This is a genomic window from Paenibacillus sp. SZ31 (assembly GCF_012912005.1).
In the GTDB taxonomy this organism is placed as follows: Bacteria; Bacillota; Bacilli; order Paenibacillales; family Paenibacillaceae; genus Paenibacillus.
Window position 1 is genome coordinate 273,356 of record NZ_JABBEA010000006.1, and the last position, 20,005, is coordinate 293,360.

A 20,005-nucleotide genomic window follows, 5' to 3' on the forward strand; every position below is an offset into this window, starting at 1 on the left:
CAGCATGGGTTGGAAAGATTACAACGGTCTCGTCATCGGAATGGTACGAACCGGAATTCTCGGATATGGCGGTGGACCTTCGGTTATTCCGTTGATCCGTTACGAAGCCGTTACGCGTTATAAATGGGTCAGTGATGAGGAGTTCGGCGAGATTTTGGCTATCGCCAATGCCCTGCCGGGTCCCATCGCGACCAAGATGGCCGCATATCTCGGTTATAAAACGAAAGGTGTACTGGGCGCGATTGTGTCCGTACTCGCTCATATTTTGCCGACAAGCATTGCCATTATTGCGCTGCTCGGTTCCATGTACGCCCTGCGCGAGTCGAAAGTGGTCGCAGGCATGGTAGCCGCCGTGCGGCCGGTCATTTTTGTCATGCTGGGCATGATGGCTTATGAATTCGCCATGAAAGCCTGGAAGGGACTCGGCAAAGCTTTTGCCGCACTATTTGGCGTAATTGCCTTTGTACTATTGCAGCTACTGGATATCCATCCAGGGATTGTGATCGCGGTTTTCCTTGGATATGGTGTCTTCCATCTGGATCTGGTCCAGCGCTTCAAATCCAAAGGCAAATCCGATAAGGGGGTGTCCTAAGGATGCTCCAGACATGGTGGGAATTATTTTTGGGATTTTTCGTAGCAAACATATTGGGGTATGGGGGAGGCCCGGCATCCATTCCGCTAATGCAGGAAGAGATTGTGAACCACTACCAATGGATGACCACAGAGCAATTCGGTGATGTACTGGCGATTGGTAACGCCCTTCCCGGCCCCATTGCAACCAAAATTGCTGCATTCGTCGGATATCACGTGGCAGGCTGGTTTGGAGCTTTTATCGCAAGCTTTGCTACAATCGTACCTTCCGCAACCGCATTAATTTTATTACTTCGTTTATTAAACAAACATCGCACGTCACCGAAAGTCAAAGGCATGACCTTACTTGTGCAGCCTGTTATCGCTGTGCTCATGATTCTGCTCACATGGGAATTCGGTCAGCTATCCACCGATTCCATCGGCATCTGGCAGACGTTGATCATTGCAGGCATCTCGCTCTGGGTCATGACCAAGACCAAGCTGCATCCGGCTATTCTGATCGTAATCGCTTTTGCCTACGGTGCGCTGGTACTGTCTCATACGATGTAGTTATAGAACACAAGGAACGTCACAGAATCACTTGGTTATACATCTGCAATGGGTGTATGCAGGGGTTTAGGACGTTTCTTTTTTACATTAGGTTATATACAAAAAAAAGGTGATACCCGCTATTAAGCTAGGCATCACCGTTTTATTATATTCCGCGTTTCAAGCTCATATTGGAATAACCAATTACTTCGCTTCAACCACTACCGTTACTTTGGTTTTCACACCTGCAAATGTCACCGTAATCGTTGCTTTACCTTTACCGTTCGCCTGAATGATTCCATCTTTCACCGATGCTGTTGCAATACGGGAAGATTTCCAGAGAGCCGGTTTGGATACATTGGCTTCACTGCCATCGGCATACGTTGCAGTAGCCGCTACAGTTACCTTTTCACCAGGTTTCATGGTCAACGTCACTTTATCTGTCTGCAAATATTTCAGTGTATCTACATCTACAGCAATGGTGACAGACTTGCTACCGTATTTTGCAGTAATTTTGGCTTTACCAGAACCTGTAGCTTTGACTTTACCTTTGGTCACTTGAGCTACTTTGTAGCTGTTGGTTTTCCATTCAGCTTTGTCCGTAACATCACGCTCGCTACCGTCGCTCAAGAAAGCAGTTACCGTCAGATCAGCTGTATCGCCTGATTTCAGGGAAAGAGCTGGTTCGGAAGCTTCAATACGTGAGATGACATCCACTTCGACCTGAATGGTCACTTTTTTGGAGCCGTATTCTGCCGTGATGTTGGCTTTACCACTGCTGTTACCTGTGATCACACCTTTTTTCACGTCAGCTACACGTGCATTGCTGGATTTCCAAGTTGCTTCGGATGTAACATCCAGCGTATTGCCGTCCTCATCCGTACCTGTTAGAAGGATCGTCTGTGTTTCTTTGGCGGACAGAACAACGAAGTTCACATCTGCTTCCAGCCCACTAGCCATACCCACTTCGACAGGCAGAGTCAGCGTTTTGCCTTCAATTTTTGCAGTAATGGTTACTTTACCTGTAGCAACACCTGTGATAACCCCTTTGCTATCTACCTCAGCGATTTTCTCGCTGCTGCTGCTCCAGGTTGCATCTTCGGATACATCTTTGGATGTTTCACCATACAACGCCAGTACTTTGGCAGAAGTCGTTCCACCAACAGCTACTGATGCTTTTTTCTTATCCATTTCATACTTGTCCGGAACGTCTACATTTACTGTAAATTTAACCGTTTTACCACCATAAGCTACAGTGATTGTAGCTGTACCGGATTTGTACGCGATCAGATCGCCGTTCGATACATATACAACATCTGCATTGCTTGAAGTCCATGTTGCTTTGGAAGTTACAATTTCTGTGCTTGCATCAATATACTCTGCATTGGCTACCAATTTTTTGGACTTGTTCTCACCTGTAACACTCATGGCGAGCTTGTCAGTCACATCTTTGATATCCAAATATCTTGCCGTATCTACATCCACAGCAACCTCTACGGTTTTGCCACTGTAGGTTGCTTTAATCGTTGTTGAACCTGCACTAATCGCTGTAACCTGTCCCTTGAATACCGTTGCAACCTTCTCGTTGCTAGATGTCCATGTTGCTTGATCAGTTACATTCACATCGCTGCTGTTTGGATAAGAAGCCGTTACAACGACATTAGCCGTTTTGGTTGTATCGCTCAAACGGAAGAAAATACTTTGTTTCACCACACTCAGTTTGCTAGTCAGATCCACATCCACGTCAACGGATACTGATTTCGTACCGTATTTGGCTGTGATCTTGGCAGAACCTGCCGAGTATCCTGTAATTTCGCCTTTAAGAACGTCAGCAACCTTCTCATTGCTGGATGTCCACTCCGCCAGATCCGTTACATCTTTGGTTGTGCCATCTGGATAAGTAGCCGTCACTTTTACACTTTCACTTTTGTTCAACAACAGATTAACCTGTTGTTTATCTACATCTACACGTTTTACCACTTCAACGTTAACATCTACCGTCACGCTTTGGCTGCCAACTTTGGCTGTGATAACTGCCGTACCTGCGCTTTGTCCAGTTACTTTACCATTCACAACGGTAGCAACCTTCTCATCACTGGTAGACCATTCTGCGGTACTTGCTGCTGCATTATTTGTTTCATTGTCACTATACGTTGCTGTCAAAATAATGTCTTTCGTATCTCCCGTGCGTAAATCCAGACTTTGCACGTTTTTCGAAAGGGCTTTGACCTTCTTCGTCACTTTCACTTGAACGGTCTGGCTCTGACCCTGGTAAGCTGCCGTAATGGTTGCTTTACCTTCCTTTTTGGCTGTAATTGCACCATTATATACAGTTGCTATCGAAGTATCTTCGCTACTCCAGGTTGTACTAATCGTCACGTTAGCCGAGGTATTATCTGAATAAACCCCCGTCACCGTAACAGACCCGGAATCACCAACTTCGAGCGACATTTCATTCTTGGAAACCACAATTTTGGACAGTTCTTTATCTGCCGCAGCGGCCAAGCCTACGTTGGATATACTCAGTATCAACACCAGCATCATCACCATGTACTTGGTCAATCTTGGCTTTAACATCATTTCCCCCCGATTATCATCATTTTTTTCCTTATGTTTAATGTCGGCAAGTTCTTTCCAGATGTTTAGACTTTCAGGAAATTTTCAGGGAATTCTGTGGAAATTAATTCATTTGCTCCTGCTGTTCTAACTAATTCATACCTGCGAATATTGCGCATAACCTATGTATAGTGACTGTCTTGAACTTCATTTCACAGGATCGGGGGAAACATATGCGTCAGCCTTTTGATTACAAAGGATATTGGGAGGAAACATATCGTTCGGGTGAAACTTCTGGGAGGGGTTCATACGGGGTTTTGGCTGAATTCAAGGCCGAGGTCGTGAACGGACTGATTCAACGTGAAGGTATTCATCGTGTCATTGAGTTTGGATGTGGGGATGGCAACCAGTTGCAATACATGAACTATGAGGATTATCTCGGCGTTGATGTGGCTGCTTCTTCCGTAAAACGCTGTGCTTCCCAGTTTGCCAAAGATTCATCTAAAAGTTTCATGCTGTATACACCAGGTCTGTGGATTAACCGAGGTTTCCTGCAAGCCGATCTGACGGTCTGTCTGGATGTGTTATATCACATTACGGATGAAACAGATTTTCGCAATACCCTCTATGATGTTCTGCACTCTTCCACAGCATGGGTGGTGTTATACACGCGTTTGAAAGAAAACGGCAACCCGGGGATCGATACAATCCAGGACCGTAATCTGTTCGATTATCTCTTCGACTACCCTGATTTCAAAGTTCATGAGATTATTCCGCAGCGCTATCCGGATCAGTCTTCTGCCGACTTTGTTATTCTGAGACGTACGCCTTCGAAGTGAGATAAACTATTTCTTCTAAATAGAACATAATAATTAAGCCTGCAACCCAACGCGAACCGCACGAGTGGGATCTTCGTATCAAGAGAATCTTCTCTGATCTTTCTTCTATTAAACGTCATCATCCTGTCCGCCCATCTCGCCTTCAATAGAAGGGATATCGTTCCTAATACTGGAGACAGCCTTACGCGGACAGGTGATGATCGTTGCAAATATTACTACTAACTATCTAATACCGAATATATAACTGATTTATGAATTGGATCTAATGAAACAACTTGCAGGCTAATAACACGAGCACAACCCTACTGATCAGTTCTCACCTTCAGTTCCTTCAGCACGTAGTTCTCAATTCTTCTTTTTAAAATAACCCCTCACGCCCACGCAGCTTCGCCAGCGCTTCCATATAGAAATAATCGCCGTATATAATCGGCACATTCAGCCCTCGCCCTTCCGGGTAATGCACCGTTCCCTGCATAATCAGACCTTCTTCCGCTGCCGAGTCGCCGGAGCTATAGTTCTCATGCAAGCCGCGGACGATACGTTCTCCTGCGGCGGCATAGGTTTCCCCGCGTGGCGACAGCTTCGCCAGCTCTAGCAACCCGCTCGCGGCAATCGCCGCAGCGGACGAGTCCCACGCCACCTGATGCTCCGCAGGTGCGCGGAAATCCCATACCGGCACGATCTCTTCGCCAAGCATGGCGAGGAAGAAATCGGCCGCGCGCTCCGCTGTCTCCAGATATCGGGCTTCGCCCGTATACCGGAAAGACAGCGCAAACCCGTGCAACGCCCAGGCGGTGCCCCGCGCCCAGGCCGAACCTGGAGCATGGCCCTGTCCGCCATGCTCTCGCAGCTTCTGCCCCGTGTGTGGATCGAACTCCACCACGTGGCAGATGGACCCGTCAGCGCGGATGAATTCGCGCGCCACGGTGTCCGCATGTGCTTCCGCCAGCCAGCGGAAGCGAGGATCGCCGCTCTGCTCGGATGCCCAATAGAGCAGCGGCAGGTTCATCATGCTGTCAATGATGGCTACGCCGCGCGTATCCATTGCTGACGAGCTGAAGTTCCAGGCGCGGATGAACTCACCGCGCACGTGGAAGCGGGCAACGAGCAGGTTGGCGGCAAGCATGCCACGCCGCCGTCCATCCGTGCTGCCCGTCTGGCGGTAGTTGGCTACGCCACTAAGCAGCCAGATGAACCCCAGATCGTGATCCACCGATTCGGGATCACGCAGACAACCTTCCAGTTGCCGCTCACAGCTTTCGGCAACGCGATGTAGCGGAGCCACCGCTTCACTTTCCGGCTCTTCCCCATAGACCAGCCATAACAATCCAGGCCAGAAACCTGCTGTCCACCACTCTGGATCATTCTGGTCATAAGTCCCCTGTGGGGCAATATGTGGAAATGTATCCTTGATCCGCTTTGCATTCCGAATCGTTTTGGCAGCTCCCTGTTGCCACGCTTCCTCGAGCCATTTTACCGACGTTGATGTGTTCATGAACATATCCCTCCTCGATTCAATACCGGACATCTTTCCTGATGCTCCAGCTCAACCTCAACTTATATATAGCGTCGTATGCCGTAACTGCATAACAATCAGTTAAATATCACTAACCTCACCCAATCGGATCGAAAATGTCAGACTACGGGCTCCGCTCACTTCAATCCGTGCTTCTTTCAGCAATCCATTACGGAAAGCCACAGCCTGCTCTTCCAGATGAATAATAGCTCCCTCATCCAGCGCTGTGGATTCTACATACGCCCCCCGATACTCCGTTCGCACGCTATGATCCGTATGGGTAATCACCGCCTGTTCGCGACCATCACTGAACATCAATGGAATGACTGCCCCTGCTGCCGCGATCTCACCTTCGAAGTCATACGTTATCGTCAGCACATCCGCCTGTTGCACGTAATGGGTACGCAATGTTTCAATTCCGGGTAACGGACCAACCCATGTCACGGCAAATGAATTCTCCGAGGCAGCTATGCCATCTTCTGCCGCTCTTTCCGCCAGATGCTGCTCCACTTCATTCCGGGTATCATGGTCCAGCTTCTCATACACAATAGAACCACCTCCCTGAGCAGGGTCTAATCCAACATCCCGATCATATGCACCACCGGATGGAATCCCCTCTGCAAGACTGTGCCATACCCCCTCTGGTGTCTTCCAGGCAGGACAGTAGCTGAGCGGACGGACCTCCCCTTCGGAAAATTCCGTGAATCCGGCCTGCACATGGCTGGCAGCGGACGGACCAATCAGACCAGGTAACCCCGTCTGTTGAATCCGTACCAAACCAGGGATCGTATACGGATCATTCATCGCCGTGTGCAACACCAGTTGCTGACCAGGTACGGAAGCAATCACGGTTTCGAACCACCCATCGGTCTGCAAAACTCGGCTGCCCACCTCGGAAGGAAGGTACACTTCGCTCACATCGTCTCCCGGATCACTGAGACAAGCGTGAGCCAGTGCTCCTGCAGTCCACAGGTTGTAACAAGTATGGTTGGTATAGATTTCGTACCCATGGCGATCTTCTGGCGCGTATTCATTGCGTACAATTTTCAGGCGCCCATCATCCATTTTCCAGCGCTCTACAGCAGCAAAACACCGATTAGCCGTACGTGCAAAAGCACCCGCCATCACCCTATCTCCTGCCTGCAAAGCTAGTTTTGCATGTGTGGAGCATACATAAGCCGCGGCTGCTTCGTTCCACTGGTGCTGGGAGCTGCGACCACGCGGTGGAATCTCACCTAGCGGTGAGAGCGTCAGTAGCGAGCTGAACGCACCATGTCGCAACTGCTCACGTAACGTATCGGCAGTAGCTCCCTCGTAGCCAGCTTCAAGCATCACCCCAAGGTGATACCGGGTGGCAATATCATAGGAAAATGGACAATTGGGTCGATCCAGCGGTCCATCCTGATACAACCCAAGTGCCGTAAATCGGGGCACATGATAGGCTTCCAGATAACGATCCATCCACCTGGTATCCTCACTCGCCAGCTGTTCACGCCAGCGCAGATATTCGCCAGAGATCATAATCGCGTTCCAGTTAATCATGCGGTTGGGATTGTTCATCTTGCTCATCGTAAATATATAATCTTGTTCTGGATCAATCGTCATGAGTGCCTCAGCCCAGATCTGTGCTTGTTCAGGCAGATGTGACTTCAACAACATATAAGCTCTCATCATAAGCACCGGATAAAAATCAGGGTGATTGTCAGGTACACTACCTTTGACAACAGCATCAATGCTCTGTGACAGGGCTGCCGCTGCGGAATCAAGCAGATCTGTACGCCCCGCATCAACCAGAACTGCTGCAGCCATCGCATAGGCTGGTGTTGAATAATACCTCTCCACACCCGAGAACGGATCTATAATTGCACCATCACTATCTTGATATGAAGTGTAAGCGCGAACAACACTCTCAACAAGTGCTAACTTGCGATCACGATTCCAGCCGTCTGCCGGAGCAGGGCCCACTTGTTCTGCCAATGTACGGTAACGTTCGAGTTCATCTTTCCATGGATACGTGGACGCGGATGTATATTTACTCAATCATGTTCACCTCAGTTTCTCCCATTTTCGGTTCAATGATGAAGATTACCTCACATACCGTTTCAATCAGATCGGAACTTTCTATCCGAACATCCGTCTCATCAATCGCACCTGTCCATGATAGTGACGTCCGATAGAATGTGACTGGAACATTGTCATGATCGACTGTGTGTATTGCCTCCGTATGGACATGCCACTGGTTCGCATCATACGTCATATGGACCGTTCCATGTGCACCTTGCCAGTGAAGGTCACCGCTCTTCATCACTTCAGGCTGCACTCTGCTCATCCATCGCTCCACAACACTTGAATACTCTGCATGTGAATCGTTCACCGAAGATGATCGTTCAGCTGAAGACATACTCCTGCTCTTCCATTGAAAACGGTCAATCAGACGCAACTCTGCTCTATCTCTGCTACCGTCAGGAGACATTCTCCAATGAAATTGGCGCGTATACCGAGCCAGTGAAGCAGCCCCAGAGTATGCGGATGTCAGATCCAAAGTAGTATCCAGCTCACCGCCACCCTCTGCCAACTTTGCCTCTAACACATGGGCTTGCGCTTGCCGACCGGAGCTTTGCTCCTGTCCTTCAATGAGCGGAACGCTATGACCGGATGATGAGATGTGGAACAGTCGCTCTCTGCCTGGTGCAAAATACGCCTGGGTATACAACCCTGCTCCGGGATCACATAGGATGTTCTCACCACCGCAATGGATAATGAACTGTCCCAGATCATTATGATTGTGAGGTTCATCGTTATGCCCGCCTTTAATGGAAATAGCCACATGAAGGGGTGCGCCATTCGTACGTTTTGTATCCGGAGAATCGAGCGAACCCTTTGCAATCATCCAGCCCATATTTTGGAAAATAAATCCTCGTTCCGCTTGTGCATAGGCACCTTCATCACCATACACTGCCGGATCGCTCCACATGACGTTCCGCAACAGATGAGCCCAGCGATGACAAGGATCATCGGTCAGCAGTGGAATATGAAGCGGCAGATCCACCTGCAACCCGATCCGGGATACGAGCAGCGACAGCAATCCGGAAGGGATCTCTTCCTGCTCGGCACTGTCCGAATAATTCACGAATGTGCCTCCCGACAGGTGAACTCGCAGCGGGAAGGCTGCGATTGCTGAGATTTTTGAACCCGCCAGCAGATTTAGTTCGCCCTCACTATACTCACAAAGCATCTCGGCATAATAGGTGAAGTAACCAAAGCCATATACCCAATATCCAATGCCCTCAGCACAGCCGCCATCCTCGCCATAACCGCTCAGGAATGCGTTCATACAGCTGACCGTATGGGAGATCGACTCCGTCAGCGTGGTCTCATCCTTGAGCAGCAATAGCGCGGCCATACCACAGCACCCACCACAGACCGCCGACCAGTTGTGATCCGCTGTCTGCCAGTGGTACTTCCGTTGATCCCGGTAAAGCGGAATGAAGATTCGCCGCTCTGCTTCAGACCTGATCCGCTCTATGATAAGGCGATCCAGCCGCTCAGCGTGAATGGTCACAATCTCAGCCAGCATATGTACCGTCTCTGCGGCGAACAGATCGATGTTTCCATCCACCTGCTTGATTTCACCTGTACCCAGATGCGCTGGCAAGCACCACGTATACTCCCCGCATACGTCCCACAACATTTCTCCCAGCACTTGCAGTGCATCCGGCCTAGCCGTGTCCAATGCGAGCATCGCCACAGCAGCCAATCTGCCCCTTCGATCGAAATAAGCCTCTTCATAGGCTTTGCGCTCACCCGTATCGCTGAACTGTCGATATAGACGGAACGACAAGGAAGGCATGGGTTCATTCAAAGCGCGTTCACCATAAGCCTTCAAGTCTGTGTATAGCGTAGACAATTCAGGTTGGGATAACTTCTCTCGGAGTCTGTCAGCACTTATGGAACTCACTGCTTTGCTCTCAGTTCCACGTCTGTTTATGTTTTCATTTTCGACTTCGTGAATGGAATCTTCCACTGGATTCACCACTCTTCGTTAATGGATTGTCATACCAATATTATAATGTAATCGATTTCATTTTACCGGATATAATAGCACTTTTGAAGAATTATCCATTAGAACCCTTTCCACGACGTTACGTCCTTCTCCTTCCCAACACAAAAAAACGAAGAACCTTCGTCAGGTCCTCCGTTGCTTTCTGCCTGTCACCACAGGCTTTTATGGCTATCTCATATTCTTAGATATCTTATGTCCTCAACTAATCCTGAACACCTTTAATGCTGCTGCCCATATCGCAACTGTCCGCTGTTGTTATTACACAATCGCAAGCGGAGAATTCTGTACAACAGACAACCATTGGCGTGCAATCAGCTCATGACCTGCTGCGGTTGGATGTACGCCATCCCATAACCAGTACGCTGCATCCGCCTGCTTCAGAGCATCATTAAACGTCTGCTGCAATGGCACCCACACCGCTCCGAATTCCTCAGCAAGACCTTGGGCCAGTTTCTGATATTGACCGATATACTCTTCCCAGGCTCCCCATTTCTCCGCGGTCGCTCCGGTTCTCAGAATAAACGGCTCCAGCAAAATCAGCCCCGTATCCGGCATCACTTCCCGTGTTTCTTCGAGCAAATGGCGATACGCTCGTCCAAAACGATCCGTAATTCCGCTAGGTTCACCATTCATCGTGCGCCAAGCATCATTAACCCCAATCAGGATGCTGATCAGATCCGGTTTCAGACTAATCGTATCCTCATTCCACCGTGCGTACAGATCGGATGCCCGATCTCCACTTATGCCTCTGTTATAGAACGTCTTTTGCTTGCCCGCCAGTTCCATACCCAGTTTGCTTGAGATTAGATACGCATACCCGTGGCCGAGAAAATGATTCGGATCATCATTGCGTGATCTTCCCCCATCTGTAATCGAGTCTCCTTGAAACAATATAACGGATGGACTTGTACTCATGATTGAAATCGTTCCTTCCTCTTGTGCAAAATGGAAACACTGAACACCTCATTCTCCATTTTATCCCTTTTGGCCACAATAGAAAATAGCGTTTTCATCACTATATAAGTTGAACTACATATATTTACACTGACACTACGATGACAGAGCAACCTTCTGTCATCGAGTGGTTAGTGTAAATATTCTTTAGCTCAACTATCCCATCAAGTACCGCAGAATCATCATAGCCACAATACCAACCAGTACGGTTCCAAGCAGACTACGTGTCCAGATCGCTACTGCAATCGTAGGCAGGGATGCCCACAGAGCTGCATTGTGCGTAATCGGCACTAACTGGTTGTCCGACATGAACAGTTCCTGACCGATCAGTGCTGCCATGACTGCTACGGGTACATACTCAAGCCAGCGCAACAACCACATTGGAATCTGTATCTTGCTGAACAGCATCAGTGGCAGTACACGCGGAATAAATGTTAACAGTGCCGAGCCCATAATAATCCAAAATACATCCCATCTTACTTCCATCGTTCCATGAACACTCCCATCGTTGCCGCAATGACCGCAGCCACAATGACACTCATGCTGCCAAGTGAAGCCATGTTGGCGAAGATTACACAGACAACGGCGATAATAGCCACATTAATGTGTATTTTTTTGTTTTTACGATGCACCAACTGGAGTACAACCAGTCCAATAAACATCGCTGGCAGGGCATAATCCAGACCCAATCGTTCCGGGTTAGTGATCCAGCGTCCAAAGTACGCTCCCGCCATATTGGCCATAAACCAGTTCAGGTACGCGGTAATATTCAGACCGTGCATCCAGCGTTCACTGAGCCTTTCCCTGCCGATCGCACGTGTCATCGCCACACCGAAAGACTCATCGGTAAGCAGTGAACCAATCCACATATTTTTAAGTGGGGTCAGATGACGAAAATACGGTGATACAGCTGCACTGAGCAGCAAATGACGTAGATTCACGAAAAATATGGTGAACATGATGGCTAGCGCTGACCCATTCGATGCGAGCATGCCTGCTGCAATGAACTGAGCCGATCCTGCATATAGAATCAGGCTGAGCAGGGCCGTTTCCGCCAAACTCAGACCTGCGGTCATTTCAATGACACCCGCAGCAAAACCAATACTCAAATAACCAAGCAGCGTTGGAATACAATCTTTGACCCCCTGCATGAATGTAGCCTGATCCTGAATCTCTTCCGTGTTCTCTTGTCCAGATATTTGTAATGTACTTTGGTCCAACTCTGGTACATCCCCTCTCCAATTTTGGTCTCCATAAACCGATATATATCGATGTATATCCATTCAGGTTCATTTTTCGTGTCACATTAATTCAGAAATATACCACAAGATGTGCACTAAGGGAGAGACAGATTACTTTTTATAGAACAGATGTAATCCTAAATACCTACAAATCCGAAAAATATTTTCGTAAAAATCATAATTCATGTTGAATAAACTCGAATTTTGTCATACGATAGCACCAGAAACATCTGGAAAGGATGGAATGAACTATCTTTTACCAGATTGACTTGTCCACCAGACATAGGGATGGGTTACACAGAGGGGGAATGTGTATGAAGAAGATTCGTAAACAAGGGACCACAAGAACGCTGCAGATGAGAGAAAAACTGATTTTATCATTTGCCATCGTGCTACTCATTCCAACAATCAGTCTGGGCATTATCTCGTTCCAAACAGCCGATGCCAAGGTTGAAGAGAAAATGTATGAGAACGCAATCAGCAGTGTTACCGTACTTAACCAGACCATTGACCAAATCATTGGTGCAACTCGCAAAAATGTTGATTTCCTGGCAAGTCAGCTGGACGCAGGCAATGTCGGACCCAACCAGGGTGACGAAACGGAGACCATCCGTACCTTGCTCGACGCGTATAAGGAAACCCATGATGACGTGGAACTTGCCTCCATCGGTACCGATCAGGGTGTGTACATTAACTCCCCTGTAACTGCAGTGAACAAAGAAGGGTACGACCCGCGGGAACGCCCGTGGTATCAGGCTGCTACGCAGAACAAAGATGTCCCTACCGTAATTACACCCTACATATCAAGCAATACCGGCAATGTTGTTGCTTCGGTAGCTCAGACCTCAGCAGATGGCCATGGTGTCGTCTCTGTCAGTTTGTCGCTTGAAGCCCTCTCCAAGACGGTTAATTCCACAAAGATTGGCGAGAAGGGTTATGTCTATATCATTGATAATGCCAACAAAATCATTGTACATCCTACCGAAAAACCAGGGACCGAAGGAACTATGGAACCTTATAAAGATATTTTTGCACAGAAAAACGGAAGTCTGACTTATACACTAAATGGAAACCAGGAACACGCCTTTTTCTCCACCAATGAAACGACAGGCTGGACCGTGGTCGGTGTCATTGACAATGGTGAAGTGACAGCGTCTGTTCGTCCGATCCTCTATACCACACTTGTCGTTATAGCGATTGCAATTGCGGTAAGCTCCATCATTATTTTCTGGATTGTACAGTCAATCACCAAACCACTGAACCGCTTGGTGAAGGCATCTGATGAAATTAGTAATGGTAATCTGACCATTGAGGTTGCTGTATTGGGACAGGATGAATTCGGCAAGCTGAGCACCAGCTTCAATAAAATGAGCGAATCCTTGCGAACCGTTATTCAGGACGTGCGACACACGGCTGATGAGCTAACTGCTTCTTCAACACAATTGGCAGTCAACTCATCCGAGACAACCAAAGCAACAGAGCAAGTTGCCTTGATCACGGAAGAATCCGCAGTTGGACTTGAGAAACAAGCCAGCAGCCTGAAGCATACAGCACAGCAGATGAATGAGCTAGCTGGAGGTGTGGGACAGGTAACACACAGTACTCAACAAGTATCTGAAGCTGCCATGCAAGCAAGTGAGCTCGCGGATAAAGGAAATGCCACCATGCAGACGGCCGTATCCGAGATGGATTCCGTCAGTCGCTTTGTGCAGGGTATGGCCGATACGGCTGGACGACTTGAACAGCATTCCACATCCATTGGCGAGATGGTATCTGTCATTACAGACATCGCTGCACAGACTAATCTGCTTGCACTCAATGCTTCGATTGAAGCAGCACGTGCAGGTGAGCATGGACGCGGCTTCTCCGTTGTTGCCAGCGAAGTCCGCAAGCTCGCGGAACAATCCAGCCTTTCCGGCCAGAAGATTGTAGAGATGGTTGGAGCGATTCAACAGGAGATATCGATGGCCAATCACAATGTACAGATCGGGCAACAGGATGTAAGCAACGGCATTCGTGCCGTGCAGTTTGCAGATGAAGCCTTTGCCCAGATTAGTCAGGCTGTGGGTGTCGTCAATCATCAGCTTGAGAATATTGCAGCTGCCTCGGAGCAGATGTCTGCAAGTACAGCCGAAGTGGTGCAATCCATTGATCAGATCCACACCATATCGGAAACGAATGCAGATGGAACAGAGAACATCTCTGCAGCGACAGAGGAGCAGGTTGCTTCCATGCAGGAGATATCATCCTCTGCTGACTCGCTCGCACATCTGGCTCACAAGCTGCAGAAGCTGGTGGAACAATTCAAGCTGTAATCGTTGAACCAAAGATTATTTACACTGACACTACGATGACAGAACAACCTTCCGATCGCTGTTATCGTGTAAAAGATTAGTTCAACTTATATAATAATAAGTAGTCTGTAACACCCAAAGCCCCTTTGCCATCATATTGGCAAAGGGGCTTTAGTTTATAAAAGGGCAGGTATTTTAGAGAGGAAAATGTCCCGCCTATTCAGCAGATGGCTTTTTATCTCCGTGGTACCCTTGATCTCCGTAGGGCTCTAACTGTTCAAACCAGCGGTTCAGACATTTGGCCAGTGCATCTTTGGGATCGTAGTATGGGCTATCGTCTTGCTTCAATGTCTCCAGCACCTCGATCACGAAAGCATTTTCTCCATATTCATTCCATTCAGCCTGCAATCTTCGATTCAGATGGCTACCCATCTGTAGCATAAACCGTTGTCCATTAATGGTTTTCAGGTTAAGTGTACTGTCGATATAGACTTTGCCGTTACGTTCATTCCGAATCTGGTAGACGCCCGCTTCCGTTTTGACTTCCTTCGCCTGTTCCTGCAATTCTTTGCGACGATTCATGTTCTCCTGCTCCCCCTTTTCTTTGCGCCCCTGTGTACTATCTCCGGCGTTCTGTTGATCTGCACGGCTCTCCAGCCAATACTGACTGCCGTCTGGCTCACGTTCCAGCAAGCCATAGTCGATGAGATACCTCCGTATTTCCACGTAATCGTCATAGACTTCCTTCAGTAGTTCATTGACCTGTTTTTCGGAATATTTGCGCTCTGTATCGAATCGTTTGGCTATCTCAGTGAGCACGATATATTTATGCTTTTGCTGCATATGAAACGTCGTCAGTGGACCACTGGTACCCTCTGGAAAATACTTGTTCAGCACCTTCTCCCGGTCCTGTTCTGTAATATCAAATGAGTCACGATGGATCGTATGTCCATGCCTTGTCACAGGTGATACCCACTCAGCCGGAGCTTGGGTATCCTTACTCTTGAGAAGCTCCATCAATGCCAGAAATATCTTGGCCTGCCGTTCCTTCTCCTTCAATACAAACCGGTGATTCCGGATTGTGGAAGCACTCCCGATTCCAAGGGCCTTCTGTACTTCAGCATCCTTCTTACCTTCATAGAATTGGGCCAGCAAGCCCCGTTGCACATCAGACAATCCGGTTACGCTTTTATCCAACTCCAGCAAATACTCAAATACCGATCCATGAGCTTTCTCGATATGAACACGCATATAGCGGGCTGCCTCATAGAGCACCCCTTCTTCAGGGTATATAATCCCCGCTTCCGTCCTGTATCCACAGCAGACGCATATATAGGCGGGACCTTCCTCCATGTAACCACGCTTGATCTCTTCCAGCGAAGCTGTTTGCAACCAGGATTCTGATGATTTCATGTAAAGCTCCTTTTTATCATGTTATGGTCATTTCAAGCGATTACAAATCAACTTATTATCATTTTTGTTTGTTTATTTATAGACATAATATAATTTCGTTTGGTTAATGTCAATATAACTGAAAGAAGTGTTGGGTTGAAGACATAGTGGATACCCCTTTGTTCAACAGAAAAAAGACCGCAGGGTCGCAACCCCGCAGTCTCATTTCAATCCGTGTTACAACTTAAACCGTTCAATCATGCTTTGCAGATCTTCAGCCATACGTGACAATGCCGCCGAAGATGCTGCGACCTCTTCCATTGTAGCCAACTGCTCTTGAGCAGCCGCTGATCCATCTTCCGTTCCAGAGGCAATTCTGTCCGATAGAACCATCGTATCATTTACTGCCTTGTTGATATGCCCCATACCCCCATCAATCTGACGGGAAGCCGCAGATACTTCTCCAGCTTGTGCAGCAACTAATTGTACGGCAGTACGAATGTTATGGAAGGCTTCGCCTGCCTCCGTAACCATCTGCGAACTCTTGACCATACCTTCTCCTGTACGGGCAAAGGTCGATTGCACTGCATTGGTTTTCTCCTGCATCTCATGCATAAGCTCGTTAATGCGCTCGGCTGATGCGCCTGAACTGTGAGCCAGTGTCTTCACTTCGTTGGCTACGACCGCGAATCCGCGACCTTGCTCGCCAGCTCTTGAAGCTTCAATTGATGCATTCAATGCGAGAATGTTGGTCTGCTTGGCGATGGCCGTAATCTCGGCCACAATCACAAGAATCTCTTCATTTTTCGCGCGTAGATCCTCAATGACCACAGACATGGCTTTACTCTCGTCATTCACCTGCTGAATATGCGTAACTGCTTCTTCTACGGTAACCATACCCGCTTCCGACTTGGTCGATGCATCAAGAGCGATACGAGCGGTGTCTTCAGCACTTGATGAGATCTCTTTGACTCCAATGGACATTTCGCCCACGAGTTGGCCTGTAGCCGCGAGACTGTTGTTCTGCAAAGTCGTTCCCGCCGCTGCATCCTGCATCAGTTCAGCCACCTGTTCTGTGGCTTTGGATGTCTGCTCGGAACTTGCCATCAACTCTTCAGAAGATGCTGCCAACTGACTGGACGTATCATGTACCTCTCCAAGCACACTACGCAGTGAAGTCGTCATCGTGTCAAAGCTTTCTCCAAGCTGTCCGAACTCATCCTTGCGCTGCAAACCAACCCGAACGGTGAGATCCCCGGCGCTTACTTTGGATGCTGCCTGCGTTAATTGCAGTAATGGTCGGTGAATGCTGCGGATAATGAAAATAAGCAGAATCAACCCAATAACCAATGCAGATGCCACAATTGTAATTGCACGGATCAAAATAGGCATTACGGCTTCCGTTGCTTCGGAAGGAACCATCTCACCAACAATTTTCCAACCTGTCACCGGATTGGTGAAATACACAGCTTCCAATTCGCGACCATCATATGTATATTTCACGGTCCCACTTTCCTTCGTATACATCTCATTAATGTAGCTTTCATCCGATTGCGTACCCGATTCAATACTGTAGTGGAACAGGAATTTGCCCCCGTTATCCAGCATGTACAGTTTTCCTTCTTTACCAATGCGTATCTGATCAACGGATTCTTTCAGATGATTGAGACTGACATTGGCCCCGAATACCCCTTTGCCGTCAGCCAATTTGGCTGATGCCGTTACAACCCATTCGCCTGTTGTAACCGACTGGAACGTATCCGAGATTACTGGCTCGTCCTGGGACATGCCCATCGTATACCATGAACGTTCTCGCGGGTCATAGATCTGTTCTCCAGGATCAGGGGACTTCATCCAGCTACCATCTTCGGCACCTGCGGTAAGTACTCCCAGTTCCTTGTGATTCTGAGACATTCGATCCATCTGCCTTTGAAGTGCAGGAGATTTGTTAATAATATCGTTTGAAGTAATACCCGCGGCCATCTGTGCTGCGTTATCCTTCTCCATTTCCAGCATTTGATTTATCTGCAGACTAAGCATTTCTGTTTTGGCCTGTGCAGAACGAATAATTTCCATTTTAACCTGGTCAGCAGCTTTTTGATAAGACAACCATCCCACGGTAATGCTCGGTACTATCAGGAACAGGAGCAATGCAGCAATCAGGCGTTTTTTTACGGTTAAAGTAAACCAATTTCGAATCCTTTTCTTCATTTTAACTATCCCCCATCATAATCTTCACCCATCCTTTTATCGGACAATCGCTGTAAAAATATTATGTATATATACTAAATTAGAATAAATTTAATCTTTTCGGTCAGGTTAGATGGACTTACCTTATCCGTCTTTTCGTTTTGACCCTCTAAGCGAGATCGTTTACAATGCTCATAAGCTGGCTATTCATGAAACGATTGGAAGGAGAGGATTCAAATCTTACGCAAGGCAAATGAAAGACAACGCATTTCCACTGTTTATTCATCCATGTTCCGCATTCTGTTAGCGCTCATCCTGTGCGCAGGCCCGATTCTGGGACAAGCGGGTATCACGGCATCCGCAGTACAGGCGACGCAAGCAGTTCACATTGAAGTGAATGGTGAGCAACAATCCTGGAAGAACGCACCACTTATCATCAAAGGTTCAACGTTTGTTCCACTGAGGGATGTGGTCACATCGGTTAAAGGCACGTTGAAATGGGATAATCGCACCAAGACGGCTACCATTACCGTTGGCAGAGACAAGCTGGTCCATCAGGCTGGCAGCAATTTCATTAAGGTAAACCAGGTCGATCTGGCAACAGGTGTGAATTCACGTACAGTTAACGGTACGTTGATGGTACCTGTTCGGGCCATGGCTAATGCAATTAAGGCCGATATCAAGGTCCAACGTACAGCTACAGGTCAGATGAGTGTGAATATGGTAACCGATCAAGTCAGCCTGCTGAAGAGCGAAGTTGCCAGCGTAGATACGTATCTGCGCGAGATCAACTATCCGGGTATGGCTCTGATTGCCCGTGATGGTGAAGTACTTCTAAAGCAAGGCTACGGACTTGCCGACGAACAGACACTGAATCGTCCGGATCAGAAGACTCGAATCGCATCGCTGAGCAAATCCTTCACGGCCGCTTCCATTCTTAGTCTGGCGGAAGAAGGAAAGGTTGATGTGCAAGATCCAATCTCCAAGTACATCTCCGATATACCGAAGGGAGATCAGATCACGCTGCATATGCTCTTATCTCAGACCTCAGGTCTGCCATCCGCATTCGGTCGGGGTGAAGGAACTTCTATGGAAGAGACTGTAGAGGAGATTCGCCACAAAACGTTGAAGTTTGAACCAGGGAGTGCTTATCTGTACAGCAACAGCGGGTATGTTCTGCTCGCTTACGTCGTTGAACAGGTATCCGGCATGAGTTATGCCGATTACGTGCAGCAGACTATACTGAAGCCACTTGGCATGAAAAATTCGGGAGAGGCTTCCCGTAAAGTGCATACCATTAGTGGTTTTGTTCAACAAGATAACGCATGGGTAACTGCCCCTTACTATGTATCTCAATCCGGTTCAGGAACCATCTATTCCACGGTGGACGATATGCTCAAATGGGATCGTGCCTTGTATACGGACCAGACTCTAAGCCAGGATACGATTGAACAGATGTATGAGCCTTATTCTGATAAAAACTATGGCTACGCCTGGATTCTGAAAGAGAACGGCACGAATCGTACCGTCTTCCACAACGGTAGTGGTGGCGGGTTTGCCACAGCTTTTTCACGTAATCTGTCCGATGATATCACCATTATCCTGCTCGGCAATCATGCAGGTATGGACATGACTTCACTTTTAGATGAAGTTGAGGCAAAAACAGCCAAAGCACTGCAACTGCAATAATTTTATTTTCATAAAGAGTAACAGGAGACGGTCCTTCAACAGGATCGTCTCTTTTATTTAGTCAAAAAAGAAACATTTTTACAATTTTTCCGTTTATATTATGTAGGTATATTCTGGAATCAAGAAACAGATCTAATACTAGTCGAGGTGCA

The 20,005-nt window shown here is 47.9% G+C and carries 14 protein-coding genes; 5 read left to right on the plus strand and 9 right to left on the minus strand.

Annotation, left to right across the window (positions count from 1 at the left end; all coding sequences use genetic code 11):
* Positions 1–4 precede the first annotated feature (4 nt).
* Both chrB and chrA read left to right on the plus strand, forming a co-directional pair.
* A complete protein-coding gene (gene chrB / locus HF638_RS15000; RefSeq protein ID WP_062837150.1) occupies positions 5–592 on the plus strand; it encodes a chromate efflux transporter ChrB in 588 nt (195 codons plus the stop codon).
* A gap of 2 nt (positions 593–594) precedes the next feature.
* A complete protein-coding gene (gene chrA / locus HF638_RS15005) occupies positions 595–1,140 on the plus strand; it encodes a chromate efflux transporter ChrA (protein WP_169480907.1) in 546 nt (181 codons plus the stop codon).
* A 183-nt stretch (positions 1,141–1,323) separates the two neighbouring features.
* Here chrA and HF638_RS15010 read toward each other — a convergent pair whose 3' ends face one another.
* Complete coding sequence (locus HF638_RS15010; protein WP_169480908.1) at positions 1,324–3,696, minus strand: Ig-like domain-containing protein; 2,373 nt, start codon at positions 3,694–3,696, stop codon at positions 1,324–1,326.
* Between the two features lie 212 nt (positions 3,697–3,908).
* On the opposite strand from HF638_RS15010, the gene HF638_RS15015 reads away from it, so the two are divergent.
* The gene (locus HF638_RS15015; protein ID WP_169480909.1) at positions 3,909–4,514 is read left to right on the plus strand and encodes a methyltransferase; all 606 of its coding nucleotides are present in this window, start codon (positions 3,909–3,911) and stop codon (positions 4,512–4,514) included.
* 358 nt (positions 4,515–4,872) lie between these two features.
* Here the strand turns inward: HF638_RS15015 and HF638_RS15020 are convergent, their stop codons facing one another.
* The 6 genes from HF638_RS15020 to HF638_RS15045 all read right to left on the minus strand — a co-directional run bounded on the left by HF638_RS15020 (position 4,873) and on the right by HF638_RS15045 (position 12,198).
* The gene (locus HF638_RS15020) at positions 4,873–6,009 is read right to left on the minus strand and encodes a glycoside hydrolase family 88 protein (protein WP_169480910.1); all 1,137 of its coding nucleotides are present in this window, start codon (positions 6,007–6,009) and stop codon (positions 4,873–4,875) included.
* 102 nt (positions 6,010–6,111) lie between these two features.
* Positions 6,112–8,070 (minus strand): glycosyl hydrolase, encoded by a 1,959-nt coding sequence (locus HF638_RS15025; RefSeq protein ID WP_169480911.1) that lies wholly within the window; start codon positions 8,068–8,070, stop codon positions 6,112–6,114.
* Positions 8,063–9,988, minus strand: a complete 1,926-nt coding sequence (locus HF638_RS28905) for a heparinase II/III domain-containing protein (protein WP_169480912.1) — start codon at positions 9,986–9,988, stop codon at positions 8,063–8,065. The genes HF638_RS15025 and HF638_RS28905 overlap by 8 nt, the downstream gene beginning before the upstream one ends.
* A 363-nt stretch (positions 9,989–10,351) precedes the next feature.
* Positions 10,352–11,008, minus strand: a complete 657-nt coding sequence (locus tag HF638_RS15035) for an SGNH/GDSL hydrolase family protein (protein WP_169480913.1) — start codon at positions 11,006–11,008, stop codon at positions 10,352–10,354.
* A 195-nt stretch (positions 11,009–11,203) separates the two neighbouring features.
* Entirely contained in the window at positions 11,204–11,533 is a 330-nt protein-coding gene (locus HF638_RS15040; RefSeq protein ID WP_169480914.1) for an AzlD domain-containing protein, read from the minus strand.
* Complete coding sequence (locus HF638_RS15045; RefSeq protein ID WP_169480949.1) at positions 11,524–12,198, minus strand: AzlC family ABC transporter permease; 675 nt, start codon at positions 12,196–12,198, stop codon at positions 11,524–11,526. Before HF638_RS15045 ends, HF638_RS15040 begins: the two co-directional genes overlap by 10 nt.
* A 404-nt stretch (positions 12,199–12,602) precedes the next feature.
* Here HF638_RS15045 and HF638_RS15050 point away from each other — a divergent pair, with 404 nt between their 5' ends.
* The gene (locus HF638_RS15050) at positions 12,603–14,603 is read left to right on the plus strand and encodes a methyl-accepting chemotaxis protein (protein ID WP_169480915.1); all 2,001 of its coding nucleotides are present in this window, start codon (positions 12,603–12,605) and stop codon (positions 14,601–14,603) included.
* 195 nt (positions 14,604–14,798) lie between these two features.
* On the opposite strand, the gene HF638_RS15055 is transcribed toward HF638_RS15050, so the two are convergent.
* Positions 14,799–15,995 carry a DUF2087 domain-containing protein gene (locus HF638_RS15055; RefSeq protein ID WP_169480916.1) on the minus strand — a complete coding sequence of 399 codons (1,197 nt, stop codon included), beginning with the start codon at positions 15,993–15,995 and terminating at the stop codon, positions 14,799–14,801.
* Positions 15,996–16,211: 216 nt separating this feature from the next.
* Positions 16,212–18,185 (minus strand): methyl-accepting chemotaxis protein, encoded by a 1,974-nt coding sequence (locus HF638_RS15060; protein ID WP_169480917.1) that lies wholly within the window; start codon positions 18,183–18,185, stop codon positions 16,212–16,214.
* Positions 18,186–18,452: 267 nt separating this feature from the next.
* On the opposite strand from HF638_RS15060, the gene HF638_RS15065 reads away from it, so the two are divergent.
* Complete coding sequence (locus tag HF638_RS15065; RefSeq protein ID WP_169480918.1) at positions 18,453–19,853, plus strand: serine hydrolase domain-containing protein; 1,401 nt, start codon at positions 18,453–18,455, stop codon at positions 19,851–19,853.
* Positions 19,854–20,005 lie beyond the last annotated feature (152 nt).

Excerpts from the sequence above, each read along its gene's own strand:
- HF638_RS15020 (WP_169480910.1), bottom strand. The coding sequence starts at position 6,009 with ATGAACACATCAACGTCGGTAAAATGGCTCGAGGAAGCGTGGCAACAG.
- HF638_RS15050 (WP_169480915.1), top strand. The coding sequence starts at position 12,603 with ATGAAGAAGATTCGTAAACAAGGGACCACAAGAACGCTGCAGATGAGA.
- HF638_RS15010 (WP_169480908.1), bottom strand. The coding sequence starts at position 3,696 with ATGTTAAAGCCAAGATTGACCAAGTACATGGTGATGATGCTGGTGTTG.
- HF638_RS15015 (WP_169480909.1), top strand. The coding sequence starts at position 3,909 with ATGCGTCAGCCTTTTGATTACAAAGGATATTGGGAGGAAACATATCGT.
- HF638_RS15055 (WP_169480916.1), bottom strand. The coding sequence starts at position 15,995 with ATGAAATCATCAGAATCCTGGTTGCAAACAGCTTCGCTGGAAGAGATC.
- HF638_RS15040 (WP_169480914.1), bottom strand. The coding sequence starts at position 11,533 with ATGGAAGTAAGATGGGATGTATTTTGGATTATTATGGGCTCGGCACTG.
- chrB (WP_062837150.1), top strand. The coding sequence starts at position 5 with ATGGGTTGGAAAGATTACAACGGTCTCGTCATCGGAATGGTACGAACC.
- HF638_RS15060 (WP_169480917.1), bottom strand. The coding sequence starts at position 18,185 with ATGAAGAAAAGGATTCGAAATTGGTTTACTTTAACCGTAAAAAAACGC.
- HF638_RS15065 (WP_169480918.1), top strand. The coding sequence starts at position 18,453 with ATGTTCCGCATTCTGTTAGCGCTCATCCTGTGCGCAGGCCCGATTCTG.
- HF638_RS15035 (WP_169480913.1), bottom strand. The coding sequence starts at position 11,008 with ATGAGTACAAGTCCATCCGTTATATTGTTTCAAGGAGACTCGATTACA.
- chrA (WP_169480907.1), top strand. The coding sequence starts at position 595 with ATGCTCCAGACATGGTGGGAATTATTTTTGGGATTTTTCGTAGCAAAC.
- HF638_RS15045 (WP_169480949.1), bottom strand. The coding sequence starts at position 12,198 with ATGCAGGGGGTCAAAGATTGTATTCCAACGCTGCTTGGTTATTTGAGT.